The sequence below is a fragment of the Bradyrhizobium sp. Kon56 genome (assembly GCF_055807635.1).
In genome coordinates this window covers 71,930-96,750 of record NZ_JBVVOU010000008.1, presented here as the reverse complement: position 1 = coordinate 96,750, position 24,821 = coordinate 71,930, and the positions used below count along the sequence as shown (strand labels likewise).

General features: G+C 64.5%; 30 protein-coding genes and 1 tRNA gene. 15 read left to right on the top strand and 16 right to left on the bottom strand.

The features are described 5' to 3' along the window. The first annotated feature begins 125 nt into the window (after positions 1–125). A complete protein-coding gene (locus AC0L3B_RS15355) occupies positions 126–1,145 on the top strand; it encodes a helix-turn-helix domain-containing protein (protein ID WP_247371072.1) in 1,020 nt (339 codons plus the stop codon). A gap of 126 nt (positions 1,146–1,271) precedes the next feature. On the opposite strand, the gene AC0L3B_RS15350 is transcribed toward AC0L3B_RS15355, so the two are convergent. Continuing rightward, complete coding sequence (locus tag AC0L3B_RS15350; RefSeq protein WP_085385271.1) at positions 1,272–2,348, bottom strand: methyl-accepting chemotaxis protein; 1,077 nt, start codon at positions 2,346–2,348, stop codon at positions 1,272–1,274. 277 nt (positions 2,349–2,625) lie between these two features. On the opposite strand from AC0L3B_RS15350, the gene recJ reads away from it, so the two are divergent. The 3 genes from recJ (at position 2,626) to AC0L3B_RS15335 (ending at position 6,229) form a co-directional block, all read left to right on the top strand. Beyond that, positions 2,626–4,467 carry a single-stranded-DNA-specific exonuclease RecJ gene (recJ, locus tag AC0L3B_RS15345; RefSeq protein WP_247297386.1) on the top strand — a complete coding sequence of 614 codons (1,842 nt, stop codon included), beginning with the start codon at positions 2,626–2,628 and terminating at the stop codon, positions 4,465–4,467. A gap of 45 nt (positions 4,468–4,512) precedes the next feature. Then, entirely contained in the window at positions 4,513–5,322 is an 810-nt protein-coding gene (locus tag AC0L3B_RS15340; protein WP_247390562.1) for an SDR family NAD(P)-dependent oxidoreductase, read from the top strand. A gap of 109 nt (positions 5,323–5,431) precedes the next feature. Continuing rightward, positions 5,432–6,229 carry an aldolase gene (locus tag AC0L3B_RS15335; RefSeq protein WP_018454407.1) on the top strand — a complete coding sequence of 266 codons (798 nt, stop codon included), beginning with the start codon at positions 5,432–5,434 and terminating at the stop codon, positions 6,227–6,229. A gap of 6 nt (positions 6,230–6,235) precedes the next feature. Here AC0L3B_RS15335 and AC0L3B_RS15330 read toward each other — a convergent pair whose 3' ends face one another. Beyond that, positions 6,236–7,456 (bottom strand): lytic murein transglycosylase, encoded by a 1,221-nt coding sequence (locus AC0L3B_RS15330; protein WP_018454406.1) that lies wholly within the window; start codon positions 7,454–7,456, stop codon positions 6,236–6,238. 129 nt (positions 7,457–7,585) lie between these two features. On the opposite strand from AC0L3B_RS15330, the gene AC0L3B_RS15325 reads away from it, so the two are divergent. The 3 genes from AC0L3B_RS15325 (at position 7,586) to AC0L3B_RS15315 (ending at position 8,364) form a co-directional block, all read left to right on the top strand. Continuing rightward, positions 7,586–7,846, top strand: a complete 261-nt coding sequence (locus AC0L3B_RS15325) for a hypothetical protein (protein WP_007591459.1) — start codon at positions 7,586–7,588, stop codon at positions 7,844–7,846. A 58-nt stretch (positions 7,847–7,904) separates the two neighbouring features. After that, positions 7,905–8,156 carry a hypothetical protein gene (locus AC0L3B_RS15320; RefSeq protein WP_018454404.1) on the top strand — a complete coding sequence of 84 codons (252 nt, stop codon included), beginning with the start codon at positions 7,905–7,907 and terminating at the stop codon, positions 8,154–8,156. 85 nt (positions 8,157–8,241) lie between these two features. Next, positions 8,242–8,364, top strand: coding sequence for a hypothetical protein (locus AC0L3B_RS15315; protein WP_473380727.1), 123 nt, complete (start codon positions 8,242–8,244; stop codon positions 8,362–8,364). Between the two features lie 70 nt (positions 8,365–8,434). Here the strand turns inward: AC0L3B_RS15315 and AC0L3B_RS15310 are convergent, their stop codons facing one another. Continuing rightward, a complete protein-coding gene (locus tag AC0L3B_RS15310) occupies positions 8,435–8,956 on the bottom strand; it encodes a MarR family winged helix-turn-helix transcriptional regulator (RefSeq protein ID WP_473380666.1) in 522 nt (173 codons plus the stop codon). A 54-nt stretch (positions 8,957–9,010) separates the two neighbouring features. Here AC0L3B_RS15310 and AC0L3B_RS15305 point away from each other — a divergent pair, with 54 nt between their 5' ends. Together AC0L3B_RS15305 and AC0L3B_RS15300 are read left to right on the top strand one after the other, a co-directional pair. Continuing rightward, complete coding sequence (locus tag AC0L3B_RS15305; RefSeq protein WP_018454401.1) at positions 9,011–9,490, top strand: carboxymuconolactone decarboxylase family protein; 480 nt, start codon at positions 9,011–9,013, stop codon at positions 9,488–9,490. A gap of 21 nt (positions 9,491–9,511) precedes the next feature. Beyond that, positions 9,512–10,009 (top strand): cupin domain-containing protein, encoded by a 498-nt coding sequence (locus tag AC0L3B_RS15300; protein ID WP_204511119.1) that lies wholly within the window; start codon positions 9,512–9,514, stop codon positions 10,007–10,009. Positions 10,010–10,039: 30 nt separating this feature from the next. On the opposite strand, the gene AC0L3B_RS15295 is transcribed toward AC0L3B_RS15300, so the two are convergent. From AC0L3B_RS15295 to efp, 3 genes are all read right to left on the bottom strand, one after another. Continuing rightward, positions 10,040–11,026 carry a DUF808 domain-containing protein gene (locus tag AC0L3B_RS15295; protein ID WP_473380724.1) on the bottom strand — a complete coding sequence of 329 codons (987 nt, stop codon included), beginning with the start codon at positions 11,024–11,026 and terminating at the stop codon, positions 10,040–10,042. Between the two features lie 82 nt (positions 11,027–11,108). Further along, complete coding sequence (locus tag AC0L3B_RS15290; RefSeq protein ID WP_473380665.1) at positions 11,109–12,710, bottom strand: M23 family metallopeptidase; 1,602 nt, start codon at positions 12,708–12,710, stop codon at positions 11,109–11,111. Positions 12,711–12,753: 43 nt separating this feature from the next. Then, entirely contained in the window at positions 12,754–13,320 is a 567-nt protein-coding gene (gene efp, locus AC0L3B_RS15285; RefSeq protein ID WP_473380664.1) for an elongation factor P, read from the bottom strand. Positions 13,321–13,482: 162 nt separating this feature from the next. Between efp and epmA the strand changes: the two genes are divergently transcribed. The 3 genes from epmA to AC0L3B_RS15270 are packed head-to-tail and all read left to right on the top strand — an operon-like array spanning position 13,483 to position 15,933. Continuing rightward, complete coding sequence (gene epmA, locus AC0L3B_RS15280) at positions 13,483–14,547, top strand: EF-P lysine aminoacylase EpmA (protein WP_247390569.1); 1,065 nt, start codon at positions 13,483–13,485, stop codon at positions 14,545–14,547. Beyond that, on the top strand, positions 14,544–15,638 hold the full coding sequence (locus AC0L3B_RS15275; protein WP_473380663.1) for a lysine-2,3-aminomutase-like protein: 1,095 nt from the start codon (positions 14,544–14,546) through the stop codon (positions 15,636–15,638). The genes epmA and AC0L3B_RS15275 overlap by 4 nt, the downstream gene beginning before the upstream one ends. 43 nt (positions 15,639–15,681) lie before the next feature. Then, positions 15,682–15,933 (top strand): hypothetical protein, encoded by a 252-nt coding sequence (locus AC0L3B_RS15270; RefSeq protein WP_473380662.1) that lies wholly within the window; start codon positions 15,682–15,684, stop codon positions 15,931–15,933. A 54-nt stretch (positions 15,934–15,987) separates the two neighbouring features. Here the strand turns inward: AC0L3B_RS15270 and AC0L3B_RS15265 are convergent, their stop codons facing one another. The 7 genes from AC0L3B_RS15265 to AC0L3B_RS15235 all read right to left on the bottom strand — a co-directional run bounded on the left by AC0L3B_RS15265 (position 15,988) and on the right by AC0L3B_RS15235 (position 21,573). Beyond that, a complete protein-coding gene (locus AC0L3B_RS15265) occupies positions 15,988–17,073 on the bottom strand; it encodes a 3-deoxy-7-phosphoheptulonate synthase (protein ID WP_473380661.1) in 1,086 nt (361 codons plus the stop codon). 234 nt (positions 17,074–17,307) lie between these two features. After that, a complete protein-coding gene (locus AC0L3B_RS15260; RefSeq protein ID WP_473380660.1) occupies positions 17,308–17,886 on the bottom strand; it encodes an HdeD family acid-resistance protein in 579 nt (192 codons plus the stop codon). 74 nt (positions 17,887–17,960) lie between these two features. Next, positions 17,961–19,001, bottom strand: coding sequence for a PrsW family glutamic-type intramembrane protease (locus AC0L3B_RS15255; RefSeq protein ID WP_018454391.1), 1,041 nt, complete (start codon positions 18,999–19,001; stop codon positions 17,961–17,963). Between the two features lie 582 nt (positions 19,002–19,583). Next, complete coding sequence (locus AC0L3B_RS15250) at positions 19,584–19,856, bottom strand: hypothetical protein (protein ID WP_247297369.1); 273 nt, start codon at positions 19,854–19,856, stop codon at positions 19,584–19,586. 104 nt (positions 19,857–19,960) lie between these two features. Then, complete coding sequence (locus AC0L3B_RS15245; protein ID WP_018454388.1) at positions 19,961–20,587, bottom strand: pilus assembly protein PilZ; 627 nt, start codon at positions 20,585–20,587, stop codon at positions 19,961–19,963. A gap of 165 nt (positions 20,588–20,752) precedes the next feature. After that, positions 20,753–21,400: a hypothetical protein gene (locus AC0L3B_RS15240; protein ID WP_446480306.1), complete on the bottom strand. Its 648-nt coding sequence runs from the start codon at positions 21,398–21,400 to the stop codon at positions 20,753–20,755. Positions 21,401–21,498: 98 nt separating this feature from the next. Then, positions 21,499–21,573 (bottom strand) — tRNA-Glu (locus AC0L3B_RS15235). A gap of 224 nt (positions 21,574–21,797) precedes the next feature. Here AC0L3B_RS15235 and AC0L3B_RS15230 point away from each other — a divergent pair. Genes AC0L3B_RS15230 through AC0L3B_RS15220 form a run of 3 tightly spaced genes read left to right on the top strand, consistent with a single transcriptional unit; the run spans position 21,798 to position 22,530 of the window. Beyond that, complete coding sequence (locus tag AC0L3B_RS15230; protein WP_007591415.1) at positions 21,798–22,052, top strand: PilZ domain-containing protein; 255 nt, start codon at positions 21,798–21,800, stop codon at positions 22,050–22,052. A 58-nt stretch (positions 22,053–22,110) separates the two neighbouring features. Next, the gene (locus AC0L3B_RS15225; RefSeq protein WP_204511122.1) at positions 22,111–22,356 is read left to right on the top strand and encodes a hypothetical protein; all 246 of its coding nucleotides are present in this window, start codon (positions 22,111–22,113) and stop codon (positions 22,354–22,356) included. Positions 22,357–22,362: 6 nt separating this feature from the next. Beyond that, positions 22,363–22,530 carry a hypothetical protein gene (locus tag AC0L3B_RS15220; RefSeq protein WP_018454385.1) on the top strand — a complete coding sequence of 56 codons (168 nt, stop codon included), beginning with the start codon at positions 22,363–22,365 and terminating at the stop codon, positions 22,528–22,530. A 109-nt stretch (positions 22,531–22,639) separates the two neighbouring features. Here the strand turns inward: AC0L3B_RS15220 and AC0L3B_RS15215 are convergent, their stop codons facing one another. From AC0L3B_RS15215 to AC0L3B_RS15205, 3 genes are all read right to left on the bottom strand, one after another. Continuing rightward, entirely contained in the window at positions 22,640–23,278 is a 639-nt protein-coding gene (locus AC0L3B_RS15215) for a glutathione S-transferase family protein (protein ID WP_085353458.1), read from the bottom strand. Between the two features lie 308 nt (positions 23,279–23,586). Next, positions 23,587–24,039, bottom strand: coding sequence for a VOC family protein (locus tag AC0L3B_RS15210; protein ID WP_473380659.1), 453 nt, complete (start codon positions 24,037–24,039; stop codon positions 23,587–23,589). Positions 24,040–24,267: 228 nt separating this feature from the next. Further along, positions 24,268–24,666, bottom strand: a complete 399-nt coding sequence (locus tag AC0L3B_RS15205; protein WP_446480307.1) for a VOC family protein — start codon at positions 24,664–24,666, stop codon at positions 24,268–24,270. Positions 24,667–24,821: the final 155 nt, after the last annotated feature.

Here is a 24,821-nt window from a genome sequence, read left to right as displayed (position 1 = left end):
GCTAAGGTTGCAAACGGTACCCGAAGATTGGACGGCTGTGATGTGCAGTTTGTGCCAGTCTGCGGGGGAGTTGGTGAGGCCTCGCGTGCCGCAGAATTGTCGCGCTTCAGTAACACGGTACAGCCATGGGGCAAGTCCTCCTGGTTGATTCGCGCAAGCTGGACGGTTTCGAAGGACTTCAGCAGGCCGTCCACGGCTCGCATGTCGATGTGATGCAACTCGGCCGCGGTCGGTTGCGCGGAACGTTGTCCCATGTCGGCATCGGCGACTTCTCGCTCAGCATTGGTGCGTTCAACGTCGGCATGCGCACGCAGCGGGTTTCCAGCGACGACAAGCTGATCATCGGGATGCTGCTCGCGGCCGAAGAGCGCGTCGCCCACTGGTCGTTCGACATGCAGCTCAACGATGTGCTCGTCATTCCGCCGCTGCTCGAACATGACGGTGTTTTTCACGGCGGCTCCGCTTACGCCGCCATGCGGTTCGACCTCAACGAGGTCGCGACGCTGTTCGCCGGAAAAGCACGGCTGAGTGATCCTGACACCTGGCGCAGCCGCGGTCATTTCCGCGCGGACATCGAGAGCGGCGCGATCGCCTCGCGCCGCCTGGTCCGGATCATGTCGCACCTGCGCGACAACAAATACGGACTGACGCCATCAACAGCCGATTTCTGGAAACGATCGATCGCCGAATGCATGGCTGCCAACGTCGCGTCGTCGCTGCCACCCGACGGCAATGGCTGGCTCCCTTCCGCGCGACGGCTGATCCGCAAGGTCGAGGAGTTTCTCGACGACGCCGGCACCCGTCCGATGCACGTGTCGGAAATTTGCGCGGCGCTCGGCGTATCGCGGCGCACCCTACACCGCGCGTTTCAGGAGGTATTCGGTCTCGGCCCGGTCAGCTTCCTCAGGCACAAGCGTCTTTGCGCTGTTCATTCGATCCTGCACCAGAGCGCACCCGGCTCGACCACCGTGACAGCGGTCGCCATGCAGCAGGGCTTTTACGAACTCGGCCGGTTCTCGCAATACTACCTGGCAATGTTCGGAGAGCGTCCGTCGCAAACGCTCGGAATCGCGGCGGTGCAGGCCGCCGAAGACGAGATCGCCAGAGCCTCGCGCTTTGAGCCTGGACCGCGAACGACGCCATGATGGCATGCATGCCAGTGTTTTGCAGGCGTCAAACGGCGAAAAAACTGTCATGAAAACAACCGGATGGCTACCGTGTATGGGGTTGTTTTCACGGTTTTGAGTTGGATAGGCGAGCCGCCTCCAGCTTCAGGCCCCGCAGACGATCACGCCGTACCAGCCCAGGCCGCGATAGGTCTCGTAGCCGGGCGTCGCATGGAACGCGACCAGCGTGCCCGAGCCGTCCTGGTAGAAGCCGGAACGCTGGCCGTTGAGCGACAGCGAGATGCGTTCGCTGAGAATGCCTTGTCCGTCGGAAGCGGCGATCACGCGAAGATTGGAGTCGACCAGCAGCACGCGCGCCTTGTCGCTGTCGCCAACGCGCACGCCTTGCACGATGGCGCGGGCCTGCGCCTCCCAGTCGAAATGGATGGCGAGCACCCCGATCGGCGCGCCGTTGGCCTGGCCGCCCGCGCGGACGCTGGCGCAATAGGTCGCGACCTGGGCATTGCCGAGCAGCGGCTGGTTCTCGACGTCGCCGGCGACATAGTCGTCGCCGGAGCGCAGGGTCTTGGCCTCGCGAAACCATTTGGTGTGGGCGACGTTCTGGCCGACAGCGCGAAAGCGGTCGGCGCGGCCGTTGGCGATGACGTTGCCGTCGAGATCGCAGAGCCAGAGGTCGAGATAGACGGTGTAGGCTCCTAGGATCACACCGAGACGCTGCGAGGCATGGGACACGGCCGCGGCGTCGGGCGAGGCCGCGCAATCGACCAGCGCGGAATCGGTCGCCCACCAGCGCACGTCGCAGGTCCGTTCATAGAGGTTGCGGTCGATCAGCTCGATGGCGTTGAGCGAGAGGTCGACCATGCGCTCGCCGCGCGAGCGCTGGCTCATGCGGTCGATCGAGGCGACGAGGTCGCCGGTGCGCTTGGTCAGCTGGCTTTCGAGTTCGCGGGCGATAGTCTCGACCTGCTGGCCGACGCCGCGGACCTCCTGCGCCACCACCGCGAAGCCCGCGCCCTGCGCGCCGGCGCGCGAGCTTTCGATCAACGCGTTCAGCGCCAGCATCTTCATCTGGTTGGTGATCTGCTGGATCGCCTTGGTCTTGTCGACCGCGATCTGGTTGACCTCCGCCGTGAGGCGGTTGATCAGCGCGGAGATGTCGGAATCATCATTAGCGGGTTCATTTGCGATCGGCTTGGCTTTGAGACCCAGCGCAGCAGACATCGGGGGCTTCCCTTGGCAATGAGGTCTGATCTGCAACGAACCCGGAACAATCACTGACAGATCGAATACGATTCTTTTTCGAAGATTCCGCCTAACGCCTGCTTAATTTGCTGTTTTGCGGAATGCTCAAATGATAGTCAGTCCGGGTAGCAAAGCGGCAATCCACCGCTTTGTGCCGCGCAGACGTTGCAAATCCCGAGGGATTGCGGGCCAATCGTCCGTCGGCCGGACGATGCAATCCCTCCGGCTCCCAGGTTCCTCAAACCGACAGCTGTTCATGACGCCGCCCGCTACCGCCTTGCCCGTCGAAGCGCCCCAGGCGTTCCTGGGAGTGGCGCGCTCGCTCACCGACAAGCTTTGGCGCGACCGGCTGGATGCCCGCGGGGCGGCGAAAGCGCTTGCCATCGTGCAGCGCCACCAACTGCCCGAGCTCCTGGCGCGGGTGCTGGCAGGCCGCGGCGTCGACAGCGACGCCGTCGCAGATTTCCTCGATCCCACCATCCGCAAGCTTCTGCCGGACCCGTTCACGGTGACGGAGATGGAGGCCGCCGCGAAGCGGATCGCGGATGCCGCAGCGAACGGCGAGAAGGTCGCGATCTTCGGAGACTACGATGTCGACGGCGCGACCTCGGCGGCGCTGCTGACCTGGCATCTGCGGCATTGCGGGCTCGATCCGCTGATCCACATTCCCGACCGCATCTTCGAGGGCTACGGGCCCAACACGGAAGCCGTGCGCGCGCTGGCCGAAAAGGGCGCCACGCTGCTCGTCACCGTCGATTGCGGCACCACCAGCATCGAGCCGCTCGCCGAAGCAAAACGTATCGGCATGTCCGTCGTCGTGATCGACCATCATCAGGCCGGCACGGAGCTGCCGGAGGTCGACGCGCTGGTCAATCCGAACCGGCTCGACGATCTCTCCGGCCTCGGCCATCTCGCCGCCGTCGGCCTCGTGCTGGTGACGCTGGTCGCGGTCAATCGTGAATTACGCCAGCGCGGCTTCTGGAATGCGGAGATGCCCGAGCCGGATCTGCTCGGCATGCTGCATCACGTCGCGCTCGGCACGGTTGCTGATGTCGCGCCGCTGATCGGTCTCAACCGCGCGTTCGTCGCCAAGGGCCTGATCGCGATGCGGCGGCGCGACCATGTCGGCCACACAGCGCTGATGGACGTGGCGCGGCTCAACGGCCCGCCGGAGGCCTGGCATCTCGGCTTCATGCTGGGGCCGCGCATCAATGCCGGCGGTCGCATCGGCCGCGCCGATCTCGGCGTGCGCCTGCTTTTGGAGGGTGACAGCGTCGAGGCCGCGCGGATCGCCGCCGAACTCGACCGCCTCAACAGCGAGCGCCGGGTCATCGAGCAGGCGGCCGAAGCGCAGGCCGAAGCCGAGGCGCTCGCCTCGATCGGGCTCGAGGACAAGATCGGCGTGATCGTCACGGCCTCCGAAGGCTGGCATCCCGGCGTGGTCGGTCTCGTTGCGTCCCGGTTGAAGGAGAAGTTCTCGCGGCCCGCCTTTGCGATCGCGCTGGAGCCCGGCGGCATCGGCACCGGCTCCGGCCGTTCGATTGCCGGCGTCGATATCGGCAAGGCCGTGCGGCAGGCGGTCGCCGATGGCATTCTGCTGAAGGGGGGCGGCCACGCGATGGCTGCGGGGGTCACGCTACGGAAGGAAAAACTCGCCGAGTTTCGCGCCTACCTCGAGAATGCGTTGGGGCGCGACGTTGCCGAGGCGCGCCACGTCAACGAGCTCTACATCGACGGCGCGGTCTCCGCGCGCGCGGTGACGACCGAGCTTGCAGCGACGCTCAACCGCGCGGGTCCCTTCGGCAGCGGCAATCCGGAAGTCGTGTTGGCGCTGCCGGCGCACCAGCTCGTCTATGCCGACGAGGTGGGACAGGCACATTTGAGGCTACGCTTCAAGTCGGGCGACGGCGCCATCGTCAACGGCATCGCGTTCCGTTCGATCGGACAGAAGCTCGGCAACGCGCTCGTTGCCAATCGCGGCCAGCAATTGCATGTCGCGGGATCATTGTCGGTCGATCGCTATCAGGGCGCCGAGCGTGTGCAATTCCGCGTCATCGACGTCGCGCTACCCGATCAGGGACCATCCATGATTAGATAGGCCCGGCAAACAACAAAAAAGCTAACAGCAAAACTGGGAGTGAACATGGCAGGGCAGGTTGAGGGTAAAGTGGCGCTGGTGACGGGCGGCGCCTCCGGCATCGGCGAAGCCGTCGTCGAGCTATTCGCGCGCGAGGGCGCCACCGTCATTGCCACCGACATCGACGAGCTGCGCGGCCCCGAGCTCGCCAATCGCATCACCAAGGCCGACGGCAAGGCGATTTTCCTGGAGCAGGACGTCACCAGCGAAGAGCGCTGGATCGAGATCACAGCCGAGATCGCGAAGCGCTTTGGCCGGCTTGATATTCTCGTCTCCAACGCCGGCATCGGCATCGCCGTGCCCTCGATCGTCGACATGACGCTCAGCGACTGGCGCAAGCAGAACGCGATCAACCTCGACGGCGTCTTCCTCTCGGTCAAGCATTGCCTGCCCTTGATGCGCAAGACCGGCGGCGGCTCGATCGTCATGATGTCCTCGCTCGCGGGCCTGCGCGGCGCGCCTGGGCTGTCGGCCTATTCGGCGACCAAGGGCGGCGTGCGGCTGTTCGCGAAGTCGATCGCGATGGAGTGCGCGGCCGCCGGCGACGGCATCCGCGTCAACTCCGTCCATCCCGGCATCATCGACACCCCGATCTGGGGCAAGATCCCGACCGGCGCGACCGGCAACCAGGGCAATGCACCGATCGATCCCGAGGAGCGTGCGCGCCTCGTCACGCCGCTCGGCCGCGCCGGCCATGCTTCTGAAATTGCCTCCGGCGTGCTGTATCTGGCCTCCGATGCCTCGCGCTACGTCACCGGCAGCGAGCTCGTCATCGACGGCGGCATGAATGCCGGCGGCGTGCCGCGGCGGCAATAGACCGCCTCGCGGGCTGCGAAGGGCAGGGTGGCGCGCGCGGGGGCTGACGCGCAGGCGTCGGACCTGTACAACGCGGGCGTCTTCCGAACGACAGAGGTGTCCTTCCGCCATGGCGCACAGCCTTCACTCTTCGTCCTCCACGCCGGCAACGTTCCGCTCGAACCGTCCGGACCTCGTCACCGACGCGATCCGCAGCGCGCGCGAGGATCTTGCCGCCTGCTTTCGGATGGCTGCGCGCAACGGCTTTGAGGAGGGCATCTGCAACCACTTCTCGGCCGTGGTGCCGGGCCATGACGATCTCTTCCTGGTCAACCCTTACGGCTACGCCTTCCGCGAGCTGACCGCGTCAAAGCTGCTGATCTGCGATTTCCACGGCAGCGTGCTCGACGGCGAGGGCGTACCCGAGGCGACCGCGTTCTACATCCATGCCGAGATGCACAAGCGCCTGCCGCGCGCCAAGGTCGCCTTCCACACCCACATGCCCTACGCCACGGCGCTGTCGATGACCGAAGGCGATCCGCTGATCTGGGCCGGCCAGACCGCGCTGAAGTTCTATGGTCGCACGGCCGTGGACCGCGACTACAATGGCCTTGCGCTCGACAACCGCGAAGGTGCGCGCATCGCATCCGCCGTTGGGGATGCCGATATCATCTTCATGAAGCATCACGGCGTGATGGTGTTGGCACCGACCATCGCGGAAGCCTGGGACGATCTCTACTATCTCGAACGCGCCGCCGAGGTGCAGGTGCTGGCGATGTCGACCGGGCGACAGATGCTGCCGGTCGATCCCGCGATTGCAGCCGAGACCTACAGGCAGATGCGCGAGGGCGATTCCGAATCTGCACGGCTGCATCTTGCGGCGATCCGGCGGCAGCTCGATGCGGAGGAGCCGCAATACCGGCATTGAGCCGGCCTAAGACCCCTGGCGTAGCTTCGCCAGCACCTTCAGCCCGCCATAGCCGTCCGCAGGCACGATACCGGCCCTCTGCTGAAAATCCTTGATTGCCTTCATCGTGTCGTTGCCGACGCGGCCGTCGGTGCCGCCGGTGTCGAAGCCCGCCTTGGTCAGGCGCGTCTGCATCTCCTGCACCTCGGCGAGTGTCAGCGCGCGCTCGGAGCCGGGGAACGGCTGGATGAAAGGCGGGGCGCCGAGGCAGCGGTCGCCGAGATGGCAGATCGCCAGGGCATAGTTCATCGAGGGATTGTAGCTCTTCACCGCGTTGAAATTCGGTCCCAGCAGAAACGTCGGCCCGCCCGCAACCGGCGTCCACATCTGCGCGGATGCGGAGGCTTGCGGGAATGGCTGGCCGTCGGCGCGGGTGACGCCGGCCGCCTGCCAAGCCGCATAGGTCCGGCTGCCGCTCATCTCACCGGGCGTGCGCACCTCGTAGCCCCAATGCTCGCCGCGGTGCCACTTGCCGCGATTGACGAGATATTTTGCCGTCGAGCCCAGCGCGTCGTCGGGCTTGCCGAACGGCGACACCTTGCCGTCGCCATCATAGTCGATGCCGACATTGAGCCAGACTTCCGGCATCCATTGCGAATGCCCCATCGCGCCGGCCCAGGATCCCTGCATCTGCTCCGGCGTGCTCCAGCCCTTGTCGACGATGCGTAGCGCGTTGATCAGCTCGGTTTCCCAATAGGCCTTGCGTCGCGGTTCGTTCCAGGCGAGGGCGGCGAGCGAGGGAAACACCGGCGTCATGTGGTTCTGCTGCACCAGCGGATCGCCATAGGCGGACTCGACGCCCCACAGCGCCAGCAGCGTGCCGCGCTCGACGCCGAAATCGCGCTCGATGCGCGCGAGCAGCGCCTCGTTGTTCTTCAGCGCGATCTTGCCGTTGATGATGCGCCAGTCGGAGACGCGACGGTTGATGTATTGCCAGACCTGCTCATGAAATTCGGGCTGGTTCCGCATCTGCTTGAACACGCTCATGTCGGGCTCGACCCGCGCCATCGCACGCTGCCATGTCGCAGCCGAGATGCCCTTGGCCATGGCACGAGCGCGAAAACCCTCACGCCATTCGTCGAAGCCTGGAGGTGCGGCGAAGACATGCGTCGGGAAAGCGAGCAGGGTGGCGGCGCCGATCGTGAAGGCGCGGCGGGTATGATGGATCGAGGAATCAGCGTGTTTCATCGACTTATTGTAGCGGGAAATGCGGCTCCTGTGAGTCGGTTCCTGGAGGGTCGGGACGTCCGTCCTGTTCCTTCCGGAACAAATTGTCGCACTCACGCATTCCCTCCGCATGCAATCGAGGAGGACGAGATGAGGAAATATCTGTTTGCGGCCGCCATGGTCACCGCTATCGCAGCCCCCGCATTCGCCGACGAAGTCGGTGTTCATGTTGGTCCGGTCGGCGCCGGCGTGACCGTCGGACAGTCCCCGGAATATCGAGAGCGTGACCGCGATCGTGATCGCACCACCGTGATCAAGGAGCGCGAGCCTGCCGACCGCACCACCGTCATCAAGAAGGAAGATGAATTCGGTAACCGCGAAAAGACCGTGATTCATCACGACAACGACTAACGGAGCGGGGCCCCGGCCGATGGTCGGGGCCCGCCTTCCGTCGAGAATTCGGGGTCGAATGAAGATACGCGCGCATGCAGAGAGCCACGTCGTCGAGCTCGACGACGGATCACAATGGCAGATTTTCCCTGGCGATCTCGCCACCACACTGAGCTGGAAGCCCGAAACCGATCTGCACCTGGAGCGAAGCGGCGAGCGGGTGAGTTCGCATGAGCTGGTGAACGACGCCGATCAAAGCCGCGTGCGGGTGATCGCAGCGGGCGAGACCTGGCCCGATGGCGAGGTTAAGAAAGTGTTGAAGGGCGGGTAGGGCGCGCCTGCAACGGGTCGGATATCCCCAATTTTGAGCCTGTCACTTTACGGTCGATTCGCTTCCGTCTGCGCACAATGCGTGAATGCAGGAGCTGTTCGACATCATCCGCGCCAATCCCTGGCCGTTCGGCGCCGGGTTGTTCGTCGTCGTCCTGATGATCCTCGCGGAGAACTTTGGGCGCGGTATTCCACGGCGCCGTCAGTGACTTCCCGGATTCGGACGGTGGCGACGGCGGAGGCGGCGACTAGGTCCCGCCAGCGGCAAGCGCGCTTCGCCTAGTCCTCCTGCAAATCGGCCGCGATGCCTGCGAGCCAGCGGCGAATGCTTGCCTCGGCCTTGACATCGAGCCCGGCGGCCAGCCGCTTCTCCAACGCAATCACCCTTTCCCGGCACGCTTTCAAAAGCGCCGTGCCGCGCGGCGTCAGCGTCCATTGCTGGATGCGGCCGTGGACGGGATGCGGCGTCATCACAATCGCGCCGTCACGCTCGAGATTGCGGATGATGACGCCGACGGTCTGGGGCGTCAGAAAGGTGAGGCGGGCAACGTCGGCGCCCGAGAGGCCCGGATAGGCGTTGAGCATGGTCAGCACCGCGAATTGCGGTGAGGTGACACCGAGATCGGCGAGCGACCGCTCCATCGTCAGACGGACTGCGGCGTGGGCCTGGCGCAAGAGATAGCCGAGATAGCCTTGCTCGCCGCGCTTGCCTTCCCCTGGGGCTGGCACGCGCACGGCGTCAGGCTTGGCAGTCTTGCGCCGGGATTTCGATCTCGTGATACTGGGCGACTTGCGAAACATGTAAGTGCTCTTATAAGATGTAAGCGGTCTTACAATACCACGAGGTGAACGGCAATGTCACACGCCCGCAGCGAATACGAGGATTTCAAGAAGATCGCGCCGGATGCGTATGAGCTGGTGCTGGCGCTCGGCCAGGTGGCGGCCAAGGCCGGTCTCGACAAGCAGCTTCTCGAACTGGTCAAGCTCCGGGCATCGCAGATCAACGGCTGCGCCTTCTGCGTGCAGCATCACATCCTGCTTTCGGAGCGGATCGGCGTGCCCGTCGACAAGCTCAATTTGGTCGTGGTCTGGCGCGAGGCGCCGATCTTTTCCGCGCGCGAACGTGCCGCGCTGGCCTGGACCGAGGCGCTGACCTGCCTGCCCGACGGAGTCGGCGAGGGCGTGTATGCCGAGGCGAGCCGTGAATTCTCCGAGACCGAACTGACGTACCTGACCTCTGCGGTTGCCTCGATCAACGTCTGGAATCGTTTCGGTGCGGCGTTTCGCTGGACACCGGCGAAGCGACCGGTCGCAGCGAATGCGGCGGCATCCTGATTGCAACGAAGGGAGATCGTGATGACGGTAGTAAGTTTGCCCACCACATTGGCGCCATCGCGTTCGATGGCGATCGCCGTCGTCGGCGGGCTTGCGTGCGCGCTTGCGATCGGCAAGGCGTTGCCGGTGACGATGGACACCATTTCCGGCGCACTCGCGCCGCTCTGCGCCACCGCCGCCGAAAGCTCGCCGCTGGACAAGGTCGAGCCGATCGACTCCTACGCGCTGCCGAACGTGCCGGGCAAGCGCGTCACCATCGTGCGCGTGTTCTACGGCCCTGGCGGGTTCTCGCGGCCGCATCGTCACGCAGGATCCGTCACCGCCTACATAACCAAGGGCAAGATCCGCTCCCAACTCGGCGGCGGCCCGGTCGAGACGTTCGGCGTCGGCCAGTCCTTCTTCGAGCCGCCCGGCTCGACGCATCTGGTCTCGGCCAATGCCAGCACCACGGAGCCGGCGGAATTGATTGCCGTGTTCGTGGCGGACGAGGGCGCGCAACTCACGACGTTGCTGGAGTAGCCGGCACCCGCAATCTGCAGCCGCTTTTGTTCAGGTCGGCTGCGATCGCTTCAGACGTTTCCATAGCGGTGAAAGACCGTATGTGACGGCCGGTATCGCAACTGCGCCGACAAGGAGCCCAATAACGCCTGAAATGGCTGCCTCGACCGCCCATCCGACGGTGCCGGCAATGGAGGGAAGGCGGTGCGCGGCAGCCTCGGTCGCGGCATGAACCGTATGGCCGACTACCGGTGGGCCGTATTGTTCGATGCCGTGCAGGATGATGCCGCCACCGACCCAGATCATCGCGGCGGTGCCGATGGTGCTCAGCACCGCCAGGAAGACAGGCATGCCGCGGACCAGCGCACGTCCAAGCAATCGGATTGCGCCGCCAACAAGCGAGGCGCTGTCATACCGCGCAAGGGCCAGGCCGACATCGTCCGCCTTCACGATCAAGGCGACCACGCCGTAGACTCCAACAGTGATGAAAATGGCGACGAGTGCGAGCACGAGCGCCTGGGTCCAGATGCTGCCCGCCGGGACGGCCGCCAGCGTGATCGCCATGATCTCCGCCGACAGGATGAAATCCGTTTTGATGGCGCTTGCGACTTTCTCGTCCTCGACCGACCGCGCGTTCAATGCAATTGGCTGGGGCTGGGCTTCGTGGTGGCGCGCATCATGCGGCATCGCGGCTTCGAGCACCTTCTCGGTGCCCTCATAGCACAGAAAGGCGCCGCCCAGCATGAGCAGCGGCGTGACCGCGGCGGGAAGGAAATAACCAAGCAACAGGGCAATGGGCAGCAGGATCAGCAATTTATTGCGCAGCGACCCAACCGCAATCTTGCCTACGATCGGCAGTTCGCGTTTCGAGGCAAAGCCGATCACGTAATTCGGAGTGACGGCTGCATCATCGATGACCACGCCAGCCGCCTTTGCTCCCGCCTTGGCCGTCTGGCCCGCGACATCGTCGAGCGAGGCTGCCGCCACCTTTGCAATCGCGGCGATATCATCGAGGAGACCAATCAGTCCGGCACTCATCAACCCAGTTCCTTCTGCCTTCAGTGGGCCGTGTGTGCGGCAACACGCTTTTGCGCTGCCTGGCATTGGAAAGAGCAAGCCGTCAGTTCTCGTCGCCGCCCGATCCCTCGCGCAGGTCCGGCTTGAGCACGTCCTCCGGCAGCGCATGCGCCACGGGCTGTGGCGTGCCGGCGATCTCCGGGCCGACCTCGCGGCCGCGGGCGCGGATCAGGCGCTCATAGGCCGAGACCAGCGTGACGTAAGGACTGACCCAGATCCAGCCGTCGCGGGTGAACACCTGCACGTCGAAATGCAGGTGCATCGAGGTGCCGGCGGGATGGTCGAGATAATTCGAGACCACGCCGATCTTCTCGCCCTCCGATACGATGCGGCCGTTGAGCAGGCCGTCGGCGTTCAGCGCCTGCGGGTTCATATGCATGTAGCGGAAACGGATGTGCTCGGTCCGGCTGTTGATTTGCAGCGTCACGGCCTGATCCTTGGCAGCGCGTATGACCCTCGCATCGCGCACGGCGACGACGGCGCGCTGCTTTGGATCGCAGGCGTGGCGGCCTTCACCAGGCGATGGGCACTCAGCCGCGCGGATGTCCTCGCCCTGATGGCCATAACCGCCGCCGCATTGCCAGACCTCGAAACTGCGGGATTCGCAGAAATTGTCGCGCCAGGGGTAAGCGGTCGTGCTCTCCATCTTGTCGCGCTTGGCATAGGATTGCGAGTGTACGAACGCGGGCGCCTTCTCGAGAGGAAACCGGATCTGTGCGTAGGCCATCACGTCGGGATGGCCGCCCTGCTTGCGATAGCCGGTGTTCGGGATGATGTCGCCGCTCGGCCGGTAGGTGAAGTCCGGGGAACGTGCCCTGGGACGATCGAGAATGTTGGAAGCGATGTCCGTGAGCGGCCGCATGCGCTGGCCGCCCGCCACGCGCAGCGCCTTCAGGAAGCGCTCGGCGATCGGATAGGCCTCCTTGCAGGCAAGCCGCCGCGGCTTGGCAACGCTGTCGAGGCATTGGATCGACACCACATAGGCGACGCCGAAACGGGTGAAAGCGTAGCGCATATAGCCTTCCCGGATGAACTTGCGCAGGTCCGGGTAGAGCGCCGCGAGCGGTTTGACCGGCTCGCCCTTGCCGCCCGAGGGATCGGCAATGTCATAGACCAGCGCCGAGCCCGTGATCTGCACCTCGACCGGCCTTGCGAAGACCCGGCTCGGCATGCCGTCTCCGGTACCAGGCTCGAACGAAAAGGTCGCGCTGTAGCCGGCGGGACCGGCATCGAACAGGTCGACGGAATTGAAGTCAGCCTGGTAGCGCGACAGCGCGACGGTCGCCGGCGCGCCATTGCGCCGAGCTTCGAGATACGCGGCAGCGTCGAACGGCAGCAGCACGGGCACGGAGCTGCGGGCGATGCCGGTGAAGAATTGCGAGGAGATCGCGTTGAGCTGCACCAGCGCCGGCATCGCGCGCGGATCGTAGCGCGGCACCGAACGACGGGGTGCGAAGATGAAGTCTTCCGCGGCCCGGGGATGGACGTTGATTTCGGTGCGGAGCTGGTCAAGCGCCGCGCGCCAATCGACGCGCAGCGCCGTGAGTGAGGGGCTGCGGAACTCATCCGCAGCAAGTGGAGAGGCAATGAGGAGCGAAAGCGACGCCAGAAGTTGCGAGACGAAGCGGAAACTTTTCCCAACCACTGTCTCGCCCCCGGCGGCACCTGTTGCGCTCGCTTTGGTCCCGTCAGTCCTTGGCACGCTCGGAGTAGGAGCCGTCTTCGGTCATCACGACGATTCGGGTGCCGACGGCGATGTGCGGCGGCACCGTGGTGCGAACGCCATTCGAGAGCACGGCGGGCTTGTAGGACGAGGAGGCGGTCTGCCCCTTGGTCACGGGCTCGGTCTCGATCACTTCCAGCGTCACGCGCTGCGGCAGGGCGATCGATACCGGGTTGGAACCGTGCAGCGATAGCTTGACCGTCATGCTCTCCTGAAGAAAGGCCGCCGCATCGCCGATCACATCCTTGGACACCTGGACCTGGTCATAGGTCTCCGGGTTCATGAAGTGATAGCCGTCACCATCTTCATACAGGAAGGTGTAGTTGCGCTCTTCGATTGTGGCCTTCTCGACCTGATCGGTGGTCTTGTAGCGCTCGGAGATCTTTACCCCGTCCGAGATTCGGCGCATTTCGATCTGGCTGACCGGGGTGCCCTTGCCGGGATGGATGTTCTCGGCGGTCACGACGACATATAGCTTGCCGTCTTGCTCGATCACGTTGCCCTTGCGAATAGAACTGGCGATGACTCTCAAAGCTGTATTTCCTGCTTGCTTGGCCCGGCTCGGGCCAGGACGTGGTCAAATTGATGGGGGACCTGGGGCCCCAAATCAGACCGCGGCACCCGTTTCGGGCCGCAACATACTGGTTTTGCCGTTGGATGCCAGCATTTTGCTGGCCTGCGGGACAGCCGGTTAATGGCTGGGGACAAGCCGATGTCGCCGTTCTGGTCCCCCTCGCGGCATCTCGACCGCCGGCCCTTCTTGCAGGCCAGGGGAGCCATCACTGGGGCTCTACGGGGATTTTTCGTCGAGCAGGGCTTCGTCGAGGTCGAAACCTCCGTTCTCCAGGTCTCCCCGGGCAACGAGACCCACCTGCACGCCCCCCGGACCGAGATCATGCGGCCCGACGGCAGCCGTGTGAGCCGATATTTGCGGACCTCGCCGGAATTCGCCTGCAAGAAGCTGCTGGCGGCCGGGGAGACCCGGATTTTCGAGTTCGCCCGGGTGTTCCGGGACCGTGAGCGCGGCGACCTGCATTTGCCCGAATTCACCATGCTGGAATGGTACCGGGCAGGCGCGCCCTATGACGCCATCATGGCCGACTGCGTCGTCCTCATCGCCCGCGCGGCCCAGGCGACCGGTATCGGCGCCTTCACCTTCCGCGGCCGGACCGCAGATCCTTTCGCCGAGCCGGAGCTTGTGACGGTTGCCAGCGCCTTCGAGCAGTTTGCGGGAATCGACCTGCTTGCGACCATTTCCGGCGGCGAGGGCGACCGCGCCGCGCTCGCGCGGTCAGCTGCCGGCAAGGTCCGCGTGGCCGAGGATGACACCTGGTCCGACATCTTCAGCAAGGTTCTGGTCGAGCATGTCGAGCCGCATCTGGGGCAGGGCCGTTTGACCATTCTGTTCGAATACCCATCTCCAGAGGCGGCACTGGCGCGCGTGAAGGCGGGCGATCCCCGAGTCGCCGAGCGGTTCGAGGTCTATGCCTGCGGTGTCGAGCTCGCCAACGGTTTTGGCGAACTGACCGACGCCGAGGAGCAGCGCAAGCGCTTCACGCAATCCATGGCAGAGAAGCAACGCCGCTACTGCGAAGCCTATCCGCTGGACGAGGACTTTCTGGCCGCGGTCGCGGCGATGCCGGAGGCGAGCGGCGTCGCGCTCGGATTCGACCGCCTGGTAATGCTGGCGAGCGGCGCATCGCGAATTGATCAGGTGGTGTGGACGCCGCCTGCAAATGAAACGTTGAGCGAGACATGATGAAGAGCAATCTTGCGCGCACATTGCGCGAGCCGGCCGAACTTGTGGCCGAGCAGCTGGTGTCAGCCACAGCGCTGCCGGTGCTCGATCGCATTGCCGCACGCTATGCGGTTGCGATCACGCCGGCGCTGGTCGATCTGATCGACAGGTCCGATCCCGACGATCCCATTGCGCGCCAATTCGTTCCAACTGCCGCAGAGCTGGAGATGCAGCCGGGCGAGAATGCAGATCCGATCGGCGATCATGCGCACTCGCCGGTTCCCGGGATCGTGCATCGTTATCCCGACCGCGTGCTGTTCAAGCTCGTTCACGTCTGCGCGGTCTATTGCCGCTTCTGCTTCCGCCGCGAGATGGTCGGTCCCGGCAAGGAGAACGCGCTCTCGGACGCCGCCTATCGCGCGGCGGTCGACTATATCCGTTCGCACAGCGAGATCTGGGAGGTGATCCTGACCGGGGGCGATCCCCTGATGTTGTCGCCGCGGCGGATGGGCGAGATCATGGCCGATCTGGCCGGAATCGATCACGTCAAGATCATCCGCCTTCACACCCGCGTGCCGGCGGCCGATCCCGCGCGCATCAGCGACGAGATGGTGGCTGCGCTCAAGGCCGAAGGCGCCACCACCTGGGTGGCGCTGCATGCCAACCATGCGCGCGAACTGACGGGGCCGGCGCGTGCCGCCTGCGCGCGGCTGATCGATGCCGGAATTCCCATGGTAAGCCAGTCCGTGCTTTTGCGCGGGGTCAATGACAACGCGACCGCTCTGTCGGATTTGATGCGAGCTTTCGTCGAATGCCGGATCAAGCCCTATTATCTGCATCACGGTGATCTCGCGCCGGGCACGGCGCATCTGCGAACGACACTCGCCGAGGGGCAGCATTTGATGCGGCAGCTGCGCGGACGGCTGTCAGGACTGTGTCAGCCCGACTATGTCATCGACATTCCCGGCGGCGCCGGCAAGTCGCCGGTGGGACCGAATTACGTGTTGCCGATGCAAAATACCGCACCTGATGCGGGTGATGCGGCATCGGAAACGCGCTATCGTATCGTGGATTATTGCGGCGACGTTCACCTCTATCCGCCCGAGACCTGATTGGTCGTGATGGAGATGCTGGCCCGAGGAATGGAGAAGCAAAATGAGAAGGATCATCCTGGCACTGTCGCTTCTGACGGTGTTCGGCAGCGCCGGCTTCGCGCAAACGGGAAGCAAGGGATCGACGACCTCGGGACAATCGGCGGGTTCTTTGCCGCCTGCGCCCGTCGGTCATCGGCAGCCGCGCGCTGGCGACGTGCCAAGTGAGAAGAACCTGAGCGACCCGAACGATCCCCTCAGCAAGGAAAATCAGGCGCTCGACAAGAAGATCAAGAGCATCTGCCGCGGCTGCTAGGCGCCGGGAAAGCGGGCAGGGTGCGACAGCCCCACTCCGCCCGCAATCGTTTGGTCAGGCGGAGCGCTCGTGCAGCCCTGCGCGCTTGATGTTGCGCCGGATCTCGACCGCGTCAGCGAGCTGCTTGAGCACGGTTGCCGTGGTCGCCCAGTCGATGCAGCCGTCGGTGATGCTCTGGCCATAGGTGAGCGGCTTGCCCGGCACCACGTCCTGGCGTCCGGCGACGAGATTGCTCTCGACCATCACCCCCATGATGCGGTTCTCGCCGCCAGAAATCTGCCCGGCGATGTCGGCCGTCACCAGCGGCTGGTTTTCCGGCTTCTTGCTCGAATTAGCGTGGCTCGCATCGACCATCACGAGCGGTGCGACGCTTGCTTTCGCCAGATCGTTGCAGGCCGCTGCGACGCTTGCCGCATCGTAGTTCGGCGTGCTGCCGCCGCGCAGGATGATGTGACAATCCTCGTTGCCCGCGGTTGAGGCGATCGCCGAGCGGCCGAGCTTGGTCACCGCCATGAAATGATGCGGATTCGAGGCCGACTTCACAGCGTCCGCCGCAATTTGCACATTGCCGTCGGTGCCGTTCTTGAACCCGACCGGGCAGGACAGCCCCGAGGCCAACTCGCGATGGATCTGGCTTTCGGTCGTGCGCGCGCCGATTGCGGCCCAGGACACGAGGTCCGCAATGTATTGCGGCGTCGTCATGTCGAGGAATTCGGTGCCGGCGGGCAGGCCGAGATTATTCACCGCCGAGAGCACGTTGCGCGCCAGCCGCAGGCCCTTGTTGATGTCGAAGCTGCCGTCCAGATCAGGATCGTTGATCAGGCCCTTCCAGCCGACCGTGGTGCGCGGCTTCTCGAAATAGACCCGCATCACGATCTCGAGTTGGTCGGCAAGCTCTTCGCGCAAGCTCGCGAGGCGCTCGGCGTATTCGAGCGCGGCCCTGGGATCATGCACCGAGCAGGGGCCGACCACGACCAGAAGCCGGTCGTCCTGGCCATTCAGGATCGCATGGATGGCGTTGCGTGCGGCCATCACCACGCGGGTCGCGGTGAGCGTGCGCGGGACTTCCCGCATCACCTCTTCGGGCGTGTTCAGCTCTTTCAGTTCGCGGATACGAAGATCGTCGGTCGTGCTCAGCACGGCGGGCTCCTGTCATTTTGAGACCCTGCCGGCCAATAAAAAAGCCGCCAGGTCTGGCGGCTTGTTCGGACGTTTGCTGCAATGTTTCAGATTGAGCGCGATCCTCCTGCCGCCAGCGAGCTGTCGTAGCTAAAGTACCAAAAATAGCTGGTGACGAGGGTGATCATGGCCCGTCATATAGCGTGCGATCGGCGGCTTGTCACCCCCCAATAGACGTGACGGCCACGCGGCGCCTCAACTGTTGCTTTTGCGTGCCGCCAGCGCCATGCCGATCAGGGTGGCGCCGCCGAACAGCAGGTTGATGCCGACGAGGATGCCGATCGCCCATTCCGCCGAGCTCGGCAATCCCGTGATCACCATGAACGAGATCGCGATGTCGACGAGGCCCGAGATCAGGAGCCACGACCAGCGGCCGCCCGGCTCGCGGCGATGCTCCAGCGCGTACATGATGGTGGCGACGCCCTCGGCGAGGAAATAGGCGCCGAGCACGATGGTCAGCGTCAGCACGGCCTGCATCGGCCGCGCCAGCAGCAGCATGCCTGCAAGAACGGCCAGCGCGGCCGAGATCAGCGACCACCAGAAGCCCGGCGTGCTGCGCGCCCAATAGGTGGCGATCAATCCGCCGATGCCGCTGATCAGGAACATCCAGCCGAGGAAGATCGCAATGGCGAGGCTTGCGAGCGGCGGCAGGATCAGCGCGGCGACGCCGAGCACCGCAAGCAGGATGCCTTCGAACAGGAAGGCCTTCCAATGTGCCTTGACCGTCCGCCCCATGGCGGATTGCAGCCGGGAAAAATCCTCAGGCGATGTCATGGGCAAGCTCCGGATCGAGAGGCGTGTGCTCAATCTAGTCTAGTACGTGCACACCGCGCTTGCCATCCCGCGGTTCAGCCGCCGCCGTGCGCCGACGAAAAACCTTCGCCGCTGGTGCGGATGCGGTTGCGGCCGAGAACATAGATCGCGGTTGTGACGATCAGAAGTGCGAGGCCGAGCAGGATTGAGACCAGGCCGATCGGGATCAGGGCCAGCGTCAGATTGCGCTCGGGATTGATGAGCCAGTGATGGATCGAGGTCAGCACGAAGGCGAGCCCGAGAAAGCCGACGCCGCCACCGGCAAGCAGCAGCGCCCACATCCGGCGGAGCTGGCTGAGGCGCTCGCGCGCGACGTCGGTTCGGGGCGCGTGATGGCGCGCGACGCGCCGTACCAGGCGGATAGCGAAGGCGATCGAGCTGAAGCCGATCAGCAGGCTCGCGCCGCCCAACCACATCCGCAGCGCCGGATCGAGATCCGGCATGCGCTGAAGCGTGAGCAGGGGGAAGTCGAAGGCCGAATGCAGGGCGAGCGGACCTGCGAAGATCAGCAGCCGGCTGGAGAGACGAGCCCAGTCGCGATGATGGCGGTTGGCACCCAGCGCCGTGCCGGCGCGCGCGATGGTCAGATAGGCGCCGGCGATGATGCCGAGCGCGCCGTGGAACGGCACGGTCAGCACGCTGCGCAAGGCGGCCAGCGAGCGCCACATCTCGGCGTGCTGGACGAGATAGGCGAGGTTCTCGTAGGCGGCGAAGCCCAGGCCAACCGCGGCGCCATAGACCACGGTGTCCATCGGATTGGCGAAGGTCCGCCGCTTGGTCGAGGCGACCAGCACGATCGCGATCACCTTGACCGCTTCCTCCGGCAGCGCGACGCCGAAGATCGAATGCATGGCCAGTGCCGCCCACGGGTTGTCCGGGGCCGCAACCATCTTGGCGAAAGGGGCGCGGGCCAGGCCCAGCAGCGAAATGCTGGCCGCGCCGAGCAGGAACGCGGTCCAGACCTGGGCCGGCGGTCCGGGGCGTTCCTCGGCGGCAATGACGAGCCACAGCATCAGCAGCGCCGGGGCAATGGCGGCCGTTCCGATGACGGTGGGCAACGCTTCAATCAGGTACATCGGCGCCGAAAATAGGTTCCCTTGATCCGCTTATCTACATTCACCGATGCGACCTTGTGTCATGCGCTTGCTGTCGCGTCTCTTAACAAGCGTGACAGCCTGCATTCATCAGGACAGTCGCCGAGGTGCAGAATAACGAGCGCAATCAATTGCATGACAGAACCACCTCGTCATCCCATGACAACGGTCGCGCGCCCGTCATCGGATCGCGATTGGTAAGTCAGATCAAGGCAATGTGCAGGTTTCTTCGATTGACGATGCACGTGTCGCCGCGGCAAGTCCAGAGCCGGAATTGCCTCGTCCGGGCTACGCACGGCCGGCCGAGCCTGTCTAGTCACGCCTGGTCGCGCGGGATGGCGACGCGGTGCGGCGGCCCCGGAGTTGCTCCACCTCCCAGAAGGCGCGGATAAGGCACGTACCAAGGCAGAGCACGATGAGCAACAGCAGAAAGGCCTGATCGAAGGCGGGGATGTGAGTCATGGCAATGATAAAGCAACAGGCCTGCCACGCGTTCCCGCCACGCGCCCTGCCGCGGCTTGCTCCATCTGCAATGGCCGCCGATCGTAGCCCGCTTTGACTGTCTCAATGCGTGGTGAACGGCGGCGGCGCGTCGGGCGCCACGTCGAAGGCGCCGAGATGGAATTCCTCGCCGGTGGACGCGTCCGGCTCGGAATGCTGCGCCATCAGCGTGAACGCGGCCTGCGGGTATTGCTTCCAGATATCGAGATCGTCGGCGGTGATGGTGAGCCAGCCGAACGTGTACATGTAGCGTCCGGGCTCGGTGACCCGGCCGACCCTGTCCCAGGTGATCTTGTCGACTCTGACCTTATCGACTGTAATTTTCTCGACTGCCATTCGGTCCCCCGATCGCAAGTCTGCAAATGACGTCCGGAACGAGGCGCGGACCTTCAAAAGCTTATCTCGAAATAGGGCTGCGATAGGGCAGCGCGGCCGGAGGATCAGGCCGATTGCAGCATGGCCGTGCGGACGATCAGCCGGACGACGTCGTCCCGCGACTGCTTTTCGGCGAATTTGACAGCAAAGCCGTTTTCGAATTTGCGGATCACGCGCCCGACGCAAGCGCCGACCGCAAGCGGGGTTCCCACTGGCGGATCGTATTCGCAGGATATCGCGACACCGGCCGTGGAGACGTCGATGATGAAGCAGGCATGGGTGCTGCCGTCGGCGAGCGTCAGGAAGGTGTGCGCGACCTGCGGAACGAAGCGCGCGTCATTCCGCAGCTCCTGGACGCTGGCGTCCTTTTGCTTCTTCTCGAGCCAGGTCAGCTTTTCCGACATCCAGGCGCGCCGGGCCCGCGTCATGTCGAGCTCCATCAGGAAGCCCGATTTCAGCGTCGCGCTGATGGTGCATTGGAATTCGCCAAAATCCTGGAAGTAGGAGGTCACGCGCTCGCCGACCTTTCCGACTACGGGAACGTCGACCATCATGCGGAACGGTGAAACGCGGCTGGTGCGGCAGGCGAAGGTACGGAGCTTGCCCTCGCAATCGTACCAACGCGGCAGCGAGTAGCTGCCACTCACGGTGACATGCACGGCACGCTGTCTGAGGAACTCTGCGACGGACATGGGCGCCAATCGTGTTTCGGAGGTTTTCCGTAATTCCACGGTAGCAATCAAATTCTAAGCAAATGATACCGGCGCTCACGAGCAGGGGTAAATTTCCGGTAAATGCGCAGATCGGGGCGGGCGGCATAGCGCCGCGATTGTCAGGCCCGTGACCTCACGATCGCGTCATCCGAGCAGCACCAGCAGAGCCAGCACGCCAAGGGCCATAGCGAGCTTGATCGTCGCGCAGGCCAGGCCGCTCGGTCGCCTCTCAAATCCGAACCACGGCAATGCATGCTGCATCGCGCGCGTTGCGAATGCTTCGACGATGGCGAACAAAAGAGCGATTCCGGCGAGCAAGGACCACGATGTGTCTGGAAGCATCCATGTCGCGAGCCAGGCGGGGACGGACGCTTTCAGCGATGCCAGCAGCGCGAACCATCCGAACAGGGATACGAAGCCCTTGATGATGTCGGGCCCGATCGTACCAAGCTCGAGACGGATGCCGATCTTTGCAAGAGCGAGTTCGATGCGCTCGCCATCGGTGAAGAAGAGAAAGGCGCCGAGGTAGAGAGGAACGCGCGACTGAAACAGCAGCGCGATGATGCCGAACAGGACGGCGTAGCCGCAGGCGTCCCCGAGAATGTTCGTGCCGGCCGTATGCGACGGCTCCGACGCAGGCGTTGCCCGAGGCAGCGACCTGGCGCGCGCCATGTGCTCCAGCATTCTGGCGCGCCGCTCCGGCACGTAGGCTGCCGTGCGGTGGATCCATGGCGGCAGCGCCGGCGAGGCAATCCCGGCCTGGTCGTCCGAGGGAGATTTGTGCTGCGCCATCGGCCTGCATCCGGTTCAGTCTGGACATTGGTCGGAGGCGAGGGGCAGGGAGGTTCATGCGGGGCGGCAGATTCGCCCTGTCATCTAACGCCGGATGATGGCGCTCCCTAGCGGAATCGAACCGCTCTCTCCACCGTGAAAGGGTGGCGTCCTAACCGATAGACGAAGGGAGCAAACCCAGGGCCCCGCCGCTTTTCGCGGCACGGCCGCTGGCCGCCCGAGTCATGCCCGGCGGCTGCAGCGGGCGAACCTATAATGGCCTTTGGCGCCCTGGGCAAGCGGTTCGGGAACGGTCTTTTGGCACCGGTGGATAGCATCCCACCCAAGGATCGGTCGGCCGAATTCAACGGTTTCTTAGGTTCCCTGAGCTAGCGCTGGACTGGGAGAATTTAAGCCGATGCCACCGCCCAAGAAGCGCGCAGCCCGCAAGTCGCTGTCGCAGCATGCCTGGATCACGCTCGACGGCGGATTCGCAGCGCGGCAATGCCTGGTCCAGGACATCTCCGCCACGGGCGCCAAGATCACGCTGGACGAGGATGCGAGCCAGCTCCCGGGCGTGATCCGGATGGCGTTCGCGCGCGATGCGCGGACCGGGCGGAGCTGCCAGGTGGTGTGGCGCCGCGGCAAATCGGCCGGCATCAAGTTCATCTGATCCCCGGGCAAAGCGACCCCGATGGCGCGCGACGCCGGTCCGGGCTAGAACGGCCTGCATGCGTGCGCCGCTCCTCATCCTGATCTCGTTGCTGACGACGTCCGCGGCCGCGGCGGAAGCCTTGCGTCTGCCGCCTCCGGAGCGCCCACAGGCTGGCAAGGCCTTGCCGCTGAAGGGTGCCGGCGGGAGCGCGAAAGCGGGCTCCTGCGCCGCCTATGGCCGCGGCTTCCATCTGGTCGAGAGCACCGGCACCTGCGTCAAGATCGGCGGCTCGATCAGCGTCGAGACCACGGTCAGGCGCTGAGCCCCCATGCCGCCGGACATCATGCGGCCCGAGATCATCGTCCCGTTCGTGATGTATTGCGCGCTGCTGTGGTGGGTCGGCCGCGGCCTGAGCTGGACTGCGCGGCTGGGCACCGCGGCGGTCACGCTCGTGCTGATTTTCTGCGTGCTGCTGTTCGAGCGCGGCTGGCCCTAAACAAAAAGACGCGAAAACAACCCCATGCACAGTAGCCGCCATCTCCCGGCGCCGCGCGGCAAAATGCCGATTCATCGTGCTCGTAACGGACTTTAAGCCGCGCCACCGCTCACGACATCGGCGGTGCCACAAATTGCGCAAAACCGGGCCGTTTGCCGAGTTCGGCGAGCCAGCGCGTCAGATGCGGCTGCGCGGGCCGGGTGATGCCCTCGACGCCGAGCCAGCGCCGCGCATAGGCGCCAACCGCGATGTCGGCGAGCGTGAACGCATCGCCGTCCATGAACGGACGCGTGGAGAGCAGGCGGTCCGCGATGGCCCAGACCTCGGCGGCGGCATCGGCATCCTTTTGCACCTGGATCATCTCGCGCTCGGCGGGCGGCGTGCGCACGATGCCCCAGAACACCGGGCGGTCGACCGGCTGCACCATCGACAGCGTCCAGTCGAGCCAGCGGTCGACGCTGGCGCGCAGCCTCGGCGCCTCGGGATAGATCGGCGTGCCGCGCCCATGCGCGAGGCAGAGATAGCGCATGATCGAATTGGATTCCCACAGCGTGAAGTCGCCCTCAACCAGCGTCGGGATCCGCGCATTGGGATTCATCGCGAGATAGTCGGCGTCGCGGGTCTTGCCGAACGCCATGCCGGCGTCGATGCGCTCGTAAGCCAAGCCGAGCTCGGTGAGGCACCACAGCACCTTTTGCACGTTGACCGAATTGGCGCGGCCCCAGATCGTCAGTTTTTGGTCCGGCACATCATCCTCCCGCGGCGCTTCTTTCGGCGCGGGTAATAGCGGAATTCACTGCGGCGAGCGACGGGCGATTGCGCCGATCCTCTCATGCAAAAGGTCCGCATGCAAAAAGCTCCGCCCGAGGCGGAGCTTTCATTGCAAGGCAAAGCCTGGTCAGGCGATCAGCGGCCGAAGAACAGCCACAGCAAGATGATCACCGGGATCGGCACGCCCAGCATCCACAACAAAATTCCGCGTCCCATCGCGTCCTCCTCCAATTGCATTGTCGAAGAGAGAACGCTTAGGAGAGGGGCTGGTTCCGGCAAAAAGGCCTACCAATGGCCGATGTTGGGCATCGACGACCACGGCTCCTGCGGCGGCTTCGGATCGCCCTTCTGCAACAGCTCGATCGAGTGCAAATCCGGCGAGCGGACGAAGGCCATGTTGCCGTCGCGCGGCGGACGGTTGATGGTGACGTCGGCCTTCATCAGCTTCTCGCAGGTCGCGTAGATGTCGTCGACTTCATAGGCGAGATGGCCGAAGAAGCGATCCTCGCCGTATTTTTCCTCGTCCCAATTCCAGGTGAGCTCGACCAGCGGCGCGCCGCGCGTCTGCGGCTGCTTCTTCAGCGCCTCGAGATCGTCCGACGAGCACAGGAACACCAGCGTGAAACGCCCCTTGTCGTTCTCGATCCGCCGAACCTCCTTCAGCCCCAGCGCTTCCTGGTAAAACTTCAGCGCGACATCGAGATTGCGCACGCGCAGCATGGTGTGGAGGTATCGCATGGTTGTTGCTCCCTGGGTGGATGGAGGGTTTTTGGTTCGGCCGAGCCGAAGGGAGTAGGAGATAGCAGGAAAATCCGGGGAGGGGCAGGGGGCGGGTGCACATGTGCATGAGGGTGAAGCCGGCTGATGAAGTAAATCAGCCGGCGAAATTTCAATGCACTCTCACCGAAAATCCAGTGCCGCACACGCGCCATTGGCTGTGTGTGCGGGGCGGTCTGCTGCCGCGACCTATTGCGCCGCGAGGCGGTGTCCGGCCTGCTCGATCGGCGGCATGAGGAGCGATACCGCCGTGCCTTCGGGGTCGCGAAACTGGAACGTCCTGTTGCCCCATGGCATCGTTTTCAACTCGTGCACCAGCGTAACCTTGTCTTTCAGGCGCTGATAATCCGCATCGATGTCTTCAACCTGAAACTCGATCACGGCGGTGCGGTTCGCGCCGGGCTCGGCACTGTTTTCTTTCCAGAGCGTGACCGTCTCGGCTGCGCCGATTGCGAGGTTGGCGCCCGGCGTCACGATCTTGGCGAACACCGGCGCGAGCCATTCGGCGGAACATCCGGTCACCATTTCGTAGAACGAAACCATGATTTTGATGTCAGTAGCGATCAGGCGAGTGGAGGCGAACTTCATGGCATGTCCTTTGGTTGACCGCAGATTTGAGCGGCATCGCGGGGCTCGTCGCACACCGCTGCTGCCACCCTGATGTCAGCAGTCACGATGCCGCGCCGAGCGCGCCGTGAATGGCGATGGCATTGCTCAAGCGCTAGAAAACGAGCCCTTCACGA